The 14224-nt window shown below is 56.0% G+C and carries 10 protein-coding genes; 5 read left to right on the top strand and 5 right to left on the bottom strand.

Going from position 1 to position 14224, the window contains the following annotated elements; genetic code table 11:
* Positions 1 to 77: 77 nt before the first annotated feature.
* The 3 genes from groL (FF011L_RS19265) to groL (FF011L_RS19275) form a co-directional block, all read right to left on the bottom strand.
* Positions 78 to 1697 (bottom strand): chaperonin GroEL, encoded by a 1620-nt coding sequence (gene groL, locus FF011L_RS19265; protein WP_145353399.1) that lies wholly within the window; start codon positions 1695 to 1697, stop codon positions 78 to 80.
* A 63-nt stretch (positions 1698 to 1760) separates the two neighbouring features.
* Complete coding sequence (locus FF011L_RS19270) at positions 1761 to 2057, bottom strand: co-chaperone GroES (protein WP_145353401.1); 297 nt, start codon at positions 2055 to 2057, stop codon at positions 1761 to 1763.
* Positions 2058 to 2132: 75 nt separating this feature from the next.
* Positions 2133 to 3851, bottom strand: coding sequence for a chaperonin GroEL (gene groL, locus FF011L_RS19275; RefSeq protein ID WP_145353403.1), 1719 nt, complete (start codon positions 3849 to 3851; stop codon positions 2133 to 2135).
* Between the two features lie 893 nt (positions 3852 to 4744).
* Between groL (FF011L_RS19275) and FF011L_RS19280 the strand changes: the two genes are divergently transcribed.
* The 5 genes from FF011L_RS19280 (at position 4745) to FF011L_RS19300 (ending at position 12671) form a co-directional block, all read left to right on the top strand.
* Positions 4745 to 6649 (top strand): AMP-binding protein, encoded by a 1905-nt coding sequence (locus tag FF011L_RS19280; protein ID WP_145353405.1) that lies wholly within the window; start codon positions 4745 to 4747, stop codon positions 6647 to 6649.
* Positions 6649 to 7962 carry a thiolase family protein gene (locus FF011L_RS19285; protein ID WP_145353407.1) on the top strand — a complete coding sequence of 438 codons (1314 nt, stop codon included), beginning with the start codon at positions 6649 to 6651 and terminating at the stop codon, positions 7960 to 7962. Before FF011L_RS19280 ends, FF011L_RS19285 begins: the two co-directional genes overlap by 1 nt.
* Entirely contained in the window at positions 7962 to 10226 is a 2265-nt protein-coding gene (locus tag FF011L_RS19290; RefSeq protein WP_145353409.1) for a 3-hydroxyacyl-CoA dehydrogenase NAD-binding domain-containing protein, read from the top strand. The genes FF011L_RS19285 and FF011L_RS19290 overlap by 1 nt, the downstream gene beginning before the upstream one ends.
* A gap of 48 nt (positions 10227 to 10274) precedes the next feature.
* On the top strand, positions 10275 to 12248 hold the full coding sequence (locus FF011L_RS19295) for an acyl-CoA dehydrogenase family protein (protein WP_218932743.1): 1974 nt from the start codon (positions 10275 to 10277) through the stop codon (positions 12246 to 12248).
* Between the two features lie 219 nt (positions 12249 to 12467).
* Positions 12468 to 12671, top strand: a complete 204-nt coding sequence (locus tag FF011L_RS19300; protein ID WP_145353411.1) for a cold-shock protein — start codon at positions 12468 to 12470, stop codon at positions 12669 to 12671.
* A gap of 112 nt (positions 12672 to 12783) precedes the next feature.
* Here FF011L_RS19300 and FF011L_RS19305 read toward each other — a convergent pair whose 3' ends face one another.
* Positions 12784 to 13212 (bottom strand): hypothetical protein, encoded by a 429-nt coding sequence (locus FF011L_RS19305; protein ID WP_145353413.1) that lies wholly within the window; start codon positions 13210 to 13212, stop codon positions 12784 to 12786.
* A 296-nt stretch (positions 13213 to 13508) separates the two neighbouring features.
* Positions 13509 to 14078 carry a signal peptidase II gene (lspA, locus tag FF011L_RS19310; protein ID WP_218932744.1) on the bottom strand — a complete coding sequence of 190 codons (570 nt, stop codon included), beginning with the start codon at positions 14076 to 14078 and terminating at the stop codon, positions 13509 to 13511.
* Positions 14079 to 14224: the final 146 nt, after the last annotated feature.

A 14224-nucleotide genomic window follows, 5' to 3' on the forward strand; every position in this document is an offset into this window, starting at 1 on the left:
GAGTAAATACGAAAAATCGGGCCATTCCTGCCAAATGCAGAGCATGGCCCGATTTAGTGAACGTCAAGCAATCCGAATTAGGCGATAACGCCTTCAACGGGACGCTTGTTTTTATCTTCGTCCTCGAAGTTGGTGACCAACGCTTCGGTGGTCAGCAACAAACCGGCGATCGATGCAGCATTTGCAAGTGCAGTGCGAACGACCTTAACCGGATCGATAACTCCAGCTTTGAACATATCGACGTATTCGCCGGTGTTCGCATTGAAGCCGATGTTGTCCGCTTTCTGGCGGACTTCATCCACAACCACGCTACCGTCGATGCCACCGTTATCGGCGATCTGACGCATTGGAGCATCCAGGGCTCGCAAGACGATATCAACACCAACGCGTTCGTCACCCTTGGCAGCTTTACGAGCGGCCAAAACGGCATCGTGACAGCGAACCAAAGCGACACCACCACCAGCACAAACGCCTTCTTCGACGGCTGCACGCGTCGCGTGCAGAGCATCTTCCAAGCGGGCTTTGGTCTGCTTCATTTCAGCTTCGGTTTCGGCACCGACGCTGATCACAGCAACACCACCGGCCAGTTTGGCCAGACGCTCTTGGTATTTTTCCTTGTCGTACTCGGAATCGGTTTGATCGATTTGAGCACGGATCTGGGAAACACGTTTGTCAATCGACTCACGAGGACCAGCACCTTCGACGATGGTGGTACTGTTCTTGTCGACGGTGACCTTTTTGGCGCGACCAAGCTGTTCCAGGGTCACGTTTTCCAACTGGATCCCTAGTTCTTCGCTGATCAACGTACCACCGGTCAGGGTCGCGATATCGCCCATCATGGCTTTACGACGATCGCCAAATCCTGGAGCCTTAACCGCACAGACATTCAAAGTCCCACGCAGTTTATTGACAACCAACAACGTCAACGCTTCGGCGTCAACGTCTTCAGCGATAATCAGCAAAGGCTGCCCGGTCTGAGCGGTCTTTTCCAACAACGGAACCAGGTCCCGAATGTTGCTGATTTTCTTGTCATAGAAGAGGATCAACGCGTTTTCAAGCGAAGCTTCCATGGTGGTCGAATCGGTGATGAAGTACGGGGAAACAAATCCCTTATCGAACTGCATTCCGTCGACGTATGAAACTTCGGTGTCACGGGTTTTGCCTTCTTCAACGGTAGTCACACCGTCTTGGCCAACCCGTTCAAGTGCATCGGCCAACAATTCACCAATGGCGTTATCGTTGTTTGCACTGATCGCACCGACGTGAGCAATTTCTTGCTTGCTGGTGACAGGACGAGCGGTTGCCAAGAGGTGATCGGTTGCAGCCTGAACGGCTTTATCGATCCCACGACGGACAGCCGTTGGGTTACTACCGGCAACGATATTTCGCAGCCCTTCTTTGAAGATAGCACGGGCCAGCACGGTAGCCGTGGTCGTTCCGTCCCCAGCCAAATCGCTCGTCTTCTGAGCGACTTCGATGACCAGTTTGGCACCCATGTTTTCGAACCGGTCTTCCAGTTCGATTTCTTTGGCGACAGTAACACCGTCTTTAGTGACCGTTGGTCCACCAAACGATTTATTAATAATCACGTTGCGGCCGGTGGGCCCCATTGTCGTGGCGACCGCTTTGGCCAGTTTCTCGACTCCGGCCAGCATCCGCGCCCGGGCGTGATCTTCAAATAGCAGTTGTTTTGCCATTTGTTATGTCCCTTGTAATGAAAGTTGGATTAAATGAAATGAAGTGTGTGCGTTCGGAGGGTCCTAAAGGACTTTTGCCAAAACGTCGCTTTCGCGAAGGATCTTCATTTCCTGGCCATCGATTTCGATTTCGCTTCCGCCGTACTTACCGTAGATCACGGTATCGCCAACCGCGACGCTCAGTTCGCCTCGGTTGCCACTGTCAAGCAGACGGCCTGGGCCAACGGCAACAACGGTTCCGCGTTGTGGTTTTTCTTGAGCCGAATCTGGAAGCACGATCCCACCAGCGGTGGTCGATTCAGCGGTAGCAGGTTGAACAACAAGGCGGTCATCCAGAGGACGAATGTTGATTTTTGCCATTAGTAGATTCCTGAAATTAAATTGAAAATTTGAATTGATTTAGAAAGGTAAAAGAGAGTGGCAGCCGGCGAGGGCCTACATCATGCCGCCCATGTCCATGCCGCCCATGCCACCCATTCCGCCCATGCCTGGCATTCCGCCACCCATGCCGCCCATTCCACCCATGCCGTGGTCATGATGATGATCGCCACCATCTTCTTCGGCTTCTTCGGGAATGTCGCAGATCAGGGATTCGGTCGTCAGCAACAGGATGGCAACACTTGCAGCGTTGGTCAGCGAAGTTCGCACAACCTTGGCGGGATCGACGATCCCTGCAGCCAGCATGTCGCCATAGCTATCGACGTTGGCGTCATAGCCATCGTTCTTACCCTTCATTTGGGCAACCCGGTTCACGACAACCGCACCTTCTAAACCAGCATTCGTGGCGATCGCTCGCAACGGTTGATCAAGAATTTTGCGGATGATTCGGACGCCCATCATTTCGTCCCCAGAGAGGGACTTTTCCAGTTTCAGGACTGCTGGAGTGCAGCGGATCAAAGTAACCCCGCCTCCAGGAACAATCCCTTCTTCCAGAGCTGCCTGAGTCGCAGCGCGAGCGTCGTCGATCAACGCTTTGCGTTCTTTCATCTCGGTTTCGGTTGCGGCTCCGACACTGATCTGAGCCACACCACCGGCCAACTTAGCAAGACGTTCTTGCAGTTTTTCGCGATCGTAATCGCTGTCGGTGTTTGCAATCTCGCGACGAATCTGCTCAACGCGTCCTTCGATCGCATCCTTTTTACCAGCACCACCAACGATGGTCGTTTCTTCGCCGGTAATGCGAATCTTTTTGGCCCGGCCCAGATCGCTCAATTTGACGCTTTCTAGATCGATTCCCAAATCTTTGAAGATGGCTTGGCCACCACAGAGAGTTGCGATGTCGCCCATGATCGCTTTACGGCGGTCCCCGTATCCAGGAGCCTTTACCGCACAGACCGAAAGGATGCCACGCATCTTGTTAACGACCAAAGTCGCCAACGATTCGCCTTCGACGTCTTCGGCGATGACCAACAGAGGCTTCTTCGATTTGCTAACCGCTTCCAACAGCGGAATCATCTTTTTGTTGCTGCTGATCTTTTCTTCGAACAGCAAAACGTAGCAATCTTCCAGTTCGACCGAAACGTCGTCCTGGTTGGTGACGAAGTGAGGCGAAAGGAAACCGCGATCAAACTGCATCCCTTCCACAACGTCGACCGTCGTTTCGCTGCCGCGGCCTTCTTCGACCGTGATCACGCCATTCTTGCCGACTTTGGTGAACGCATCCGCCAAAACCGTTCCGATGGTCGGATCATTGTTTCCAGCGATCGTCGCAACTTGCTTGATGGACGATTTCGATTTTTCGTCGATAGGAGTCGCCAATTTGGCGATTTCTTTGCTGACGGTTTCAACCGCACGATTGATTCCGCGGCCAAGAGCCATCGGATCGCAACCGCTAGCAACCGATTTCAGGCCTTCGCGGAAAATCGCTTCTGCCAAAACGGTTGCCGTTGTGGTGCCGTCACCAGCGACGTCGTTCGTCTTACTGGCAGCTTCCTTGACCAGTTGAGCTCCCAAATTTTCAAAAGGATCGTCTAGCTCAATATCTTCAGCAACCGTGACCCCGTCCTTGGTCACTTTCGGGGAGCCCCACCCTTTATCCAACACTGCATTGCGGCCACGTGGGCCCAAGGTGCTGCGGACGGCTCGGGCCAATTTGCTCACGCCAGCCAGCAAAGGGCCGCGGGTGTCGTCATCGAACACGATCTGTTTAGCCACGTCGTGTTTCTCCTGTGTCGTGTACAGAGGGAAGGTTTAGAAAAAATGTTCAGCCACCGAACCTGTTTGAATCAGAAACCGTTTTGGTTTGACTCGCAAAGACTCAGTAGATTGTTTCCTACGCCAGAGGGCCGGTCCGCCGATCTCATGGGATGGCAGTGCCCGTCTTGGGTCACCACCAATAGCAAGGAGCGTGCCACAACCTAAAAATCAGATCACAAACAGTTACCAGCAAACCACTTAAAGAAATTTCGAACCAGGCAATCCAGATTCCCACGATGGGCGCCATGTCACTCTGACAGCCCACAACGAACCGGCCTGAGGACCTGAGTCGGGATTGTTCGCGCGGTTTACGTGTTCGCGTGCAACTTGACATCGTCCCCACGACCGGGGGGCACCGCACGATTTCCCCCAAGTGGCCACGTCCGCTCGGGAGGCGAGAAAGATGGCTGGCTTTCGCTCGGGTCGCTGAACGGACAAGTGAAGAAAAGCCGGCTCCACTCGCCTCGAAGCATGCTCGTTGCAGCGAAAGAACTTATCGGCGGCCTCACTACGCCATCGCTTTGCGACACCTCTTTGCGACATCGCTCCTTTCTTGGTGGATCTGGTCTTGGTGGATCTGGCAGAGCTTGCTGCAGGGGGAGGGACTGGCGGGCCAGGAGGGACGACATGAAACAAATGCCAGCATTTCCGATCGTCGTGCCGTGACACTAAAAACAGCCTAACGCAAAACACAACAACCTTGACTCACCAACAAAGGAGGATAAAATAACAATAGCCACTAACCGACAACGATGGGCTACCCATTCTTCTTAGACATGAGTCGTTCGACCGAACGTCCGGTCGAGCGAGTTGCAGGGACGCAGGACCTTTCCTTTTGAGGGAGGTTTGCGATGTTGGACTGGTACGCATTCGCGTCTGGGCCTCTTCTTGGCCCCAACGTGCAGGATTGCTGGAAGTCTGCCGACCGGGTTTCTCCTAGCCGCCAGGGTTCCAATGACAGGCCGCGTGGCAGCGGTTCGCCGCTGAATCCCGATACGCTGGCGTGCAGGACACACCACGCTCCCAATCGGGTCTATTCGCGCCCGGTCTGGGAATTGCTTGACCGCGCCGCGTCGCAGGTCCCCGCTCAAATCGCCTGCCGCTACAACGACCAGACCTGGACCTACGAATCGTTGCGAACGGACGTCCTTCGGATGACGGGGATGCTGGAGCGAGCAGGCATCGGCCGCGGGGACCGTGTCGCTCTGCTCCTGCCCAACATTCCTGAAATGCTGGTCGCGTTTCACGCCATTTGGCGACGTGGCGCCATCGTCGTTTCGGTCAGCCCGCTGATGGTGCAGGAGGAAGTCCGCAAGTTCCTCAACGAAGTCGAATGCCGGCACGTGGTCGCTTTGGACTTGTTGGCCCATCTGCTTCCGACCCCACAACAAGGTTTGCAACAGGCATGGCTGGTGTCGCTTCGAGAACGCCTGCCAGGGTACCAACAGGTGGGCTACTTTCTCTCGCGGCTAAAACGGACTCGACAGTGGAGCCCCACCGGTCCGGCTCACGCGGACTGGCTGGCTGATTCACTTTGCGATTGTGAACCGTTGGCAGAAACGCCGACGTTCAATCCCAACCAAACCGCTGCGTTTATTTTGCCGACAGGCGGAACGACGGGATCGCCCAAGTCGGTTGTCCTCAGCCATCGCAATCTGGTCGCGAACGCCATGCAACAGGCCGCCCATGCCGGAGCGACCATGGGGGAAGAAAAACTGATGGGCGTCCTCCCGTTTTTCCACAGCTACGGACTGTCGGCGGTCGTCCTTGGCGGAGCGGCTTTGGGAGCCGAACTGATCCTGCACCATCGCTTTAACACCAGCCATGTCCTTGACCTGATCGAGCGGCAGCACCCCTCGGTCCTGCACGCTGTTCCCGCAATGCTGGTCGCAATGAATGCGCAGCTGCGGCGACATCCTCGCGATATCCAATCCCTGAAATGGGTCATCAGTGGCGGGGCCTCGCTGGAGCCCGAGGTCGCTGAAGAATTTGCAAAGCACAGCGGCGCAGTCGTCGTCGAAGGGTATGGCCTATCGGAAGCTTCCCCGGTAACCCATAGCGGTCCACTGGACGGAAGCGGTATCGCCGGCACGATCGGCCATCCTTTACAAGACACCGAATGCCAAATCGTCGATCGAATCGACGGGCATACCAATGTCCTTCCCGGCGACGTGGGCGAACTGATCGTACGTGGGCCGCAGGTGATGCTTGGATACTGGAAAGACCCCGCGGCGACGACCGAAGCGATCCGCGGTGACTGGCTGTATACCGGCGACCTGGCCTGCCAAGATGCTGCGGGAAATTACCGTATTGTGGAACGCAAAAAAGACCTGGTGATCACTTCGGGATACAACGTCTTTCCACGCGAAGTCGAAGCGGTGCTCCGCCGCGACCCGCAGATTGCGGACGTGGCCATTATCGGAATCCCCGATCCCGAGCGAGGCGAAATCGTCAAAGCGATCGTCCGCACGGTGGGCGATCGACGCCTGAACGAAACCTCTCTGCAAGCGTTTTGCAAAAAGCATCTTGCGGCCCACAAACGCCCACGGGTGTTCGAGCAAATCCAAGGCGAGCTACCGAAAAACTTCCTCGGCAAAATCCAACGTCGCAAACTCCGCAACCAGGCCCCTCACGATGCTCCAGCGGATGCTGCCGAAAGCGAGAAAACCGCTTTAGAAACGGTCGATTCTCCGCTCACAGACCAGCCCTCGATGACCACCTCCATCAGGGTGCCCGCTCCACAGGAGACCTTCTGATGGATCACGATTCACGAATCGCTATTGTCGCGGGCATGCGAACACCGTTCACCAAAGCCTTTACCACGATGGCCACGGTGTCGGCGGCCGAACTGGGGACCCATGCCGCCGTCGCCGCGTTGAACCGCCTATCCGAATCGCCTTGCCTTGACCTCCCGGCTCAAACGTTGGTCGACGAACTGATCATGGGCAACGTTGCTGGCCCCGCCGACGCGGCCAACATCGCTCGCGTGATCGCTCTGAAAAGCGGACTGCCCGAACACACAATTGCCCATACGGTGAATCGCAACTGCGGATCCGGCATGGAATCAATCCTGCAAGCCGCCACGATCTTGCGCGGCGGACGTGCGGAAATCGTGATCGCTGGCGGCACCGAATCGATGTCAAATGTACCGCTTCTTTTTAACGCCCCCGCCCGCCAATGGATGATGCAAATGGGGCGTGCACGCACGTTCGCTGCAAAGCTGAAAACGCTTAGCCGATGGCGACCGCAGATGTTGCGTCCGGTCGCGGCTCTTGAACTGGGGCTAACTGACGCGGTTTGTGGTCTGAACATGGGTCAAACCGCCGAAGCCTTAGCCGAAGAGTTTTCGATTTCGCGTGAGGACCAAGATGCGTTTGCGCTCCAAAGCCACCAGCGGGCGTACGAAACGCAACAGTCAGGTTTTTTCTCGGGCGAAATCGCTCCCTGGAATGCCAACCACCAAACCGTCGCCCAGGACAATGGGCCTCGGCCCAACCAATCGCTCGAGCAACTCGCAAAGCTCCGGCCAATCTTTGCGCCAAAAGGGAGTGTGACCGCCGGCAACAGCTGCCAGCTTACGGACGGGGCGGCCGCCGTTTTGCTAATGACGGAAGCCTCCGCCAAACGACGCGGATTTGTTCCGGTCGGATACATCACCGCGACCGCGATCGCAGGCTGCAGCCCCGCGCGAATGGGGCTTGGTCCCGTGTTCGCGATCGCCAAATTGCTGGACCAGCAACAGTGGAAACTCGATCGATTCGAACTGTTCGAAATCAACGAAGCTTTTGCCGCTCAGGTCCTCGCCTGCCTGCAAGCCTTGGGCTCCGCAGCCTTCGCTGAAAAGGAACTCAACCGCAGTACCCCGGTCGGCGAGATCCCACAAACCAAATTGAACATCCACGGTGGAGCGATTGCACTTGGGCATCCCGTCGGCAGCACGGGGACCCGATTGGTGCTGACTCTGCTGCGCACGCTAAACAAGTTTGGACTGCATCGCGGCTTGGCGTCGCTTTGCATCGGAGGAGGCCAAGGAATGGCGATGGCCGTTGAAACCGCAGGAGACAACTAATGTCCACTTACAACTGTTTTAGGCTAGCCCGCGATGACCGTAATGTCCTGTCGGTCTGCCTGGATGTCCCCGATCGTTCCTTCAACGTAATCACGCTTCGGGTCCTTGCTGAATTGGAATCGATCGTCGCCATGATCGAGGCGGACCCTTCCATCGAACTGGTCCTCTTCCGAAGCGGGAAACCGACAGGATTCTTAGCGGGTGCAGACATTCACGCATTCCTCAGCCATCGTCCAACGTCCCATTCCCCCGCAGCCGAAGAGGATGAAAGGGCCATCGACCAAATCCTCTGCGATGGTCAAAAACTTTTTAACCGAATCGAAAACCTGACGCCTTTGACCGTGATCGCAATCGACGGAGTTTGTTTAGGTGGTGGGCTTGAGTGGGCGCTGGCTTGCAACCATCGAATCATCTCCGATTCAAAATCAACGAAACTAGGACTGCCCGAAATTCGTCTCGGCTTACTACCTGCCTGGGGAGGCACGCAACGTCTGCCCGCTCAGATCGGTTTGAGCCATGCGTTGAAAATGATCCTTACAGGCAAACCGCTCGACGCACGCCAAGCCTTCGCTCAGGCGCTTTGCGATACGGTCCTCCCCGCGAAAGACTTTCAGCTCCACCTAGCAAAAGAAGTCTCATCGCTGCTGGAGCGGCACCACAAGTCCGATTCGCTGGAGCGGGGCACGAGCAAACGACGGCGTACTCAGGCCCCTGCCGCCGACAACTGGACAAACAAGTTGATGGACCACTTTACCCTGGGCCGCAAGTTCATTTTCCGCAAAGCGAAACAGCAAATTGCCACCCGAGACCCTAACGGGTTTTACCCCGCGGCCCCACTGGCCATCGATGCAGTGGAACAAGGGCTTCAGGATCGCCAAGCGGGACTGCACGCCGAGCGCACGGCTTTCACCCACCTGTTAAGAACCTCCACCGCGCAGCATTTAATCGGATTATTTTTCCAACGTGAGCGAGCCCGCAAGCAACAGACATGGCTGCCGCTGGCTTCACAGTCCTCTCGAACCGTTCGCCTGTCATCGATGGAATCGCCTGAGACCACGTCTTCCTCCAAGCAACCGATCGAGCGAGTCGTTGTGATCGGAGGCGGAGCGATGGGGGCGGGGATCGCCCACTGGATCGCCAGCCACGACATGGACGTCACGATCCAAGAACTCGATTCAAAAACAGCGACCGCGGCAACAGAGCGACTGGACCAGTTAACAACATCCTGGCGGAAACACCACAGCGCCACGAACGACGACGAACAACGTCTCCGTTCGCACCTAAGCGTCACCACTCACACCGACGCGATTCCCAGCGCCGACCTGGTCATTGAAGCGGTCGTTGAACGCTTGGACGTAAAACGACAAGTCTTTCAACAGACCGAACCGCTGCTTGCCGACGACGCGATCATGGTCACCAACACCTCATCGCTCCTGGTCCATCAAATCGCCGAGGTCATGCCTCGACCGGAACAGGTTGCCGGGCTGCACTTTTTCAATCCCGTTGCCCGCATGGAATTGGTAGAGGTGGTCCAAACCACAGAAACCAGCATGGCCACAACCGAACGGTTACTGCGGTTCCTAAAAGCGATCGGCAAAACCCCAATCGTGACCGCGGATGCTCCGGGTTTTGTGGTCAACCGAGTCCTCTTTCCATACCTGGGCGAAGCGATCCAAATGGCCGCCGAAGGGTTTGACGTGTCACAGATCGACCAAGAAATGGAGAAATTTGGAATGCCGATGGGACCGCTGGAACTGCTGGATCACGTCGGTATCGATATCGCGTCCCATGTCGCAACATCCTTGGCGACAATCCTTCCGCACAGCGAGTGCTCGGCGCAGGACCTGCAAAGAATGATCGACAAGCAGCGTCTAGGAAAAAAGAACGGAAACGGTTTTTATCGCTACCGGAACGGCACCAAGCGGGGACCGTTTACCGAAGGCAAGGAACTGCCAACGGCTTCGGTGACCGGAATCCAAAAAGATGGCCTGTCCGTCACCCAACGACGACTGCTTTACCCGATGGTCAACGAAGCGATCCGCTGCCTTGACCATCACGTTGTACGCGAATCCTGGATGGTCGATCTAGCCATGGTTTTAGGGACAGGGTTTGCCCCTGCCAAAGGCGGCCCGCTGCAGTGGCTGGAAGAGGCCGGCCCCGAAATCGTCCAACCCAACATGCAGCGATTGTTCCAGATTTACGGACCACGCTACCAGCCCGCTTCCGGTTTGGTCGCTCGATGGCTTGAGAAAGGAGTCGCTTAAGAAACAGAAAAACGTTTGAATTCAATTCCCTTTTGCGGAGGCCTACAGATGAGTACTCACATGCCCAAACGCCACGAAGCACCGGAGCCCCCGACCGTCTCCTTCGCGGAAACCGCACTCCGACTAGGAGGTGCTGGCGAAGACGAATCGCGCCGGACAGGCCAATTGGATACGGCCGATGATCAAATCGAAATGCTGTTTGCCCCGCAGTACCAAACCGTCAACAGTCCCATCCACCGAGCTGTCTGGAGCAACGAAGTCGATACGGCGTCGTTTCAGGCTCATCCGGCAGAACGTCTTTCCGCCGGCCCGGCTTCGTTTCCCGATTCAATCGCCCACAACAAAACGCCTCTCAACGTCCAGGAAACCATCGATCGCTGCACGGCAATTGTCCGCAGGCATCAAGAACAGGAAACGCTGCTTGACCAGGACAACAAGATTTCCGCCAACGTCCTCAACGAACTAGGAAGAGAAGGCTACTGGGGACTTCTGATCCATCCGAGATTCGGAGGGGGAGGGTGGTCCTTCCGGCATTTCGCCCAAATGATCACTCAGATGGCGACCGTCGATCCGACGGTCGCGGGCCTTGCCTCCGTCCATGGCTGTATCGGTGCAGTCGACCCCGTGCGCACCTTTGGAACGCCGGAACAGCAAGCTCGCTTTTTGCCGGACCTAGCCAACGGCAACCGATTGTCGGCATTTGCGTTGACGGAACCTTGTGCGGGAAGCGACTTAACCGCTCTAAAAACGACGGCAGTGCTGGACCGAGACGAGTACATCATCAATGGAGAAAAACTGTTTATCACCAACGTCCTTCCCGGACGAACCATTGGATTGGTTTGCCGGATCGAAGGGCGGCCGGCGGTCCTGATCGTGGAACTGCCGGAAACCGAAAGCGAACATTTCTACCTAAGACGATATGGACTGCATGCGTTGAAACATGCCCACAACTGTGGGATCGTCTTTAGAAACTTCCGAGTTCCGGCGGCGAACCGATTGAAACCACTAACCGGAGATGGCTTAACCGTTGCCTATCATGGCCTGAATCTGGGACGCATTGCTTTGTGCGCCAACGCTGCGGGAACCATGCGATCGATGCTGGCCGGTCTGCTTCCCTGGACGGCGTACCGCGAAACCTACGGACAAGCGATCGAGAAACGGGAACTGGTTCGCTACCGGATCGGCAGACTCGCTGGAGCGATCGTCGGGGCCGATGCATTGGTTGCTTGGTGTAGCGATCTGATTGACCGGGGATACCGAGGCGAAATGGAGTGTGTCGTCGCGAAGATTTTTGGCAGCGAAATGCAAAAAGAAGCGGCCATCGAACTGGTCATGAAAACGCACGGCGGGCGATCGTTCCTGCATGGGCATTGGTTCGGCGAAAACGTTCACGAATTCCTCGCCCCCTGCATCTACGAAGGGGAAGGGGAAATGCTAAGCATGGCGTTATTCAAATCGTTAGTAAAACAGCATGGAAGAGAGTACTTCGAATCGATCGGAAGAACGTTTGCGACCGCGGGGATTAGCAAACCCAACCTATTGAATCCTCGGCACGCATGGGCTGTCCGCAGCTCGCTGTTCCGCTATGCACGCTGGATGACAGGGCGGACCTTGCGTGGCAGTCCCTGGGATGTGTTGCCCAACATGCCTGGCGACCTGCAAAGCCATGCGACCGTCGCCCAGCGGATCCTGGCGAAAAGCGGTGACCAGATTTCAGCGATGATGCGGCGACTTCAACTACAACTGGCCAACCGCCAATGCCGCATCAACGCCGCTTCGACTCGGGTACAAGATGCTGTCGTCATGCTGGTCACCTCCCTTTACGCCGCTTCCAGCGACGACCCGATCACCCGGCAGGCCGCCGACACGCTTTGCCGAAGACTTGGCAACCGCCTGACGCACCGTGGCGAGAGCGACAGCGATTATGCGGCGACCGCAAAACTAGGACAAATGATCAGTGAAAACGGCTGGTCAGAACTCCTAAATGTCTCGTCCCCGCCCCTCTTAATGCCATACAAATAGCCTCAAAACAGGCCTAATTGCCTAGCAAAAAGGTCTATTTCAAGAAATGTTTCAAAATATCAGTAAATAACCCTCGCCCCAGCCTCAAGAAACGCTATGGTGGAGGTCGCTATGTAGCGGGCCGGGTGGTAACACACGGTCCAAGATGTTGTTGAAAATCCAAGAGCGTTTCTCGGATGGCCAGCGACACATTGTTTTTGAGAGTACTGGGTAACAGAGATGGCAGAAGGCACGATTAAACGCCTGACCGACAAAGGTTTTGGTTTTATTTCAACCGACACCTCGAACGACATGTTCTTTCACTGCTCGAACGTCGAAGGCACGACGTACGAAGAGCTTCGTGAAGGACAGCGCGTCGAGTACAGCGTAGGACAAGGCCCTAAAGGCCCTCGCGCAGAAAACGTCCGCTTGCTAGACGAGTAAAATCGTATGAGGTGACTTCACCGAATCACGAACAAGCATCGAGTTTTCCCTTTGGGAACTCGATGTTTTTTTATGCGCCGACCCAACGTTCGCCTGTCTAAATTTCGCCTGCCTAAAACGAAACCGTCCGCCCAAACGTGGCGACAAACAGACCGACGTGACCAAGCAAAAATCCAAGCGACCAGCGCGGATAGACCGACGTCAGGCCCAACAATCCCATCAGGCCCCCCAGACCAGCGATCAACAAGGCTCCGGGGGGGAACACCCACATCGCCACCACCACAAAGAACAACAATAAACCGGAAGCCAAAGTCGCACCACTTGCCGTGTTGCGCCACATCCCGGCTTCGAATTCTCGCCGCATCTGAATGGCCAACCGAGCCCGTGCATAGACCTCGGGCGGATCGCTGACAAATGGCGAACCGGTTCGAATCGGTTTGGCGTAACCGTCTCCTTCCGCCAAGGTCGCAACAAAGACATCCACGGAATCGGGCGATGAAGGCGTAGGCTCTTGCGAATCGGACATAATCATTTCTGACATTCAAGACAACAAATTTGCAGCTTGATCGAAATGAGACAAGCCAGCCAACAAGGGCAGTCTAACAAAAAACCACACGGTTGATCCGAACCGACGGCGCCCCGCAGGTGGACGTCTTCGTTCCACGGGAAAAAAGGTTCCGCGGGAAAAAGATCAATGGCGGCGACGGCGATCTACTTTCTTAGCGGAACGCCGCAAGCCGTCCGGCAATCGCAGAGAAAACAGAATGAGGCCGGTCGGCTTGTGCCGATCCACCAAGAAAGAGTTCGGGCGGCTTGATGCATCGCGGCCACTTCGAGCTAGGCAAATTCGGATCGGTGAGCCTGAACGACCCCTACGATCGCTTGGGCGATGACGATTGCGATCCCGGCGGTGATTGCGACATCGGCAAAGTTAAAGATGCCTGTTTGGAACGCCCCTAATCGCATGCTTAAAAAATCGATGACCTCACCGCGGTGGACCAGGCGATCAAGCAGGTTTCCAATTCCCCCAATCAGCAGAAGCCCTAAACCGATTCGAAGCATTCGCGGCACCATTGCCGGGACACACAGGAACCAGGCGATCGACCCCAGCAGGCCGATATTAAAAACAACGAAGAGGCCGTAACGGGCCGAAACCGAAAGATTTTCCCCAGCTCCCCAAAAGCCACCTGGATTCCTTGCTAGCTGCAAACGAACCGTATCCTCCCCGAATCGCAGCACTCCATGAGGCTGCAGTTGATCCAAAGCCCACAACTTTGTCCCTTGATCGACCACCAATCCCAACAAGAGGATCACCCCCACCACCCCGACTCGGCGGAAGGTGCGTAGCGTGGGCGTGGTCGGCTGAACCGAAGGACTGGCCGCCGCAGTGGAATTTAGGGGAAACAAACCGAAGGCATCCTGCCAGAGGAGGGGGCAAAAAAGAGGGATCGGTAAATCACGCTGCCAACCCGTCTACAGACAACCGCGCTGAGGTTGTACGATGGGCCTTTCTCAGATCGACCAAAACACCTCTCAGACCGCAGAAAAAAAGG

Source organism: Roseimaritima multifibrata (assembly GCF_007741495.1).
Lineage (GTDB): Bacteria > Planctomycetota > Planctomycetia > Pirellulales > Pirellulaceae > Roseimaritima > Roseimaritima multifibrata.

Excerpts from the sequence above, each read along its gene's own strand:
- groL (WP_145353399.1), bottom strand. The coding sequence starts at position 1,697 with ATGGCAAAACAACTGCTATTTGAAGATCACGCCCGGGCGCGGATGCTG.
- FF011L_RS19270 (WP_145353401.1), bottom strand. The coding sequence starts at position 2,057 with ATGGCAAAAATCAACATTCGTCCTCTGGATGACCGCCTTGTTGTTCAA.
- FF011L_RS19280 (WP_145353405.1), top strand. The coding sequence starts at position 4,745 with ATGTTGGACTGGTACGCATTCGCGTCTGGGCCTCTTCTTGGCCCCAAC.
- FF011L_RS19285 (WP_145353407.1), top strand. The coding sequence starts at position 6,649 with ATGGATCACGATTCACGAATCGCTATTGTCGCGGGCATGCGAACACCG.
- FF011L_RS19290 (WP_145353409.1), top strand. The coding sequence starts at position 7,962 with ATGTCCACTTACAACTGTTTTAGGCTAGCCCGCGATGACCGTAATGTC.
- FF011L_RS19295 (WP_218932743.1), top strand. The coding sequence starts at position 10,275 with ATGAGTACTCACATGCCCAAACGCCACGAAGCACCGGAGCCCCCGACC.
- FF011L_RS19300 (WP_145353411.1), top strand. The coding sequence starts at position 12,468 with ATGGCAGAAGGCACGATTAAACGCCTGACCGACAAAGGTTTTGGTTTT.
- FF011L_RS19305 (WP_145353413.1), bottom strand. The coding sequence starts at position 13,212 with ATGTCAGAAATGATTATGTCCGATTCGCAAGAGCCTACGCCTTCATCG.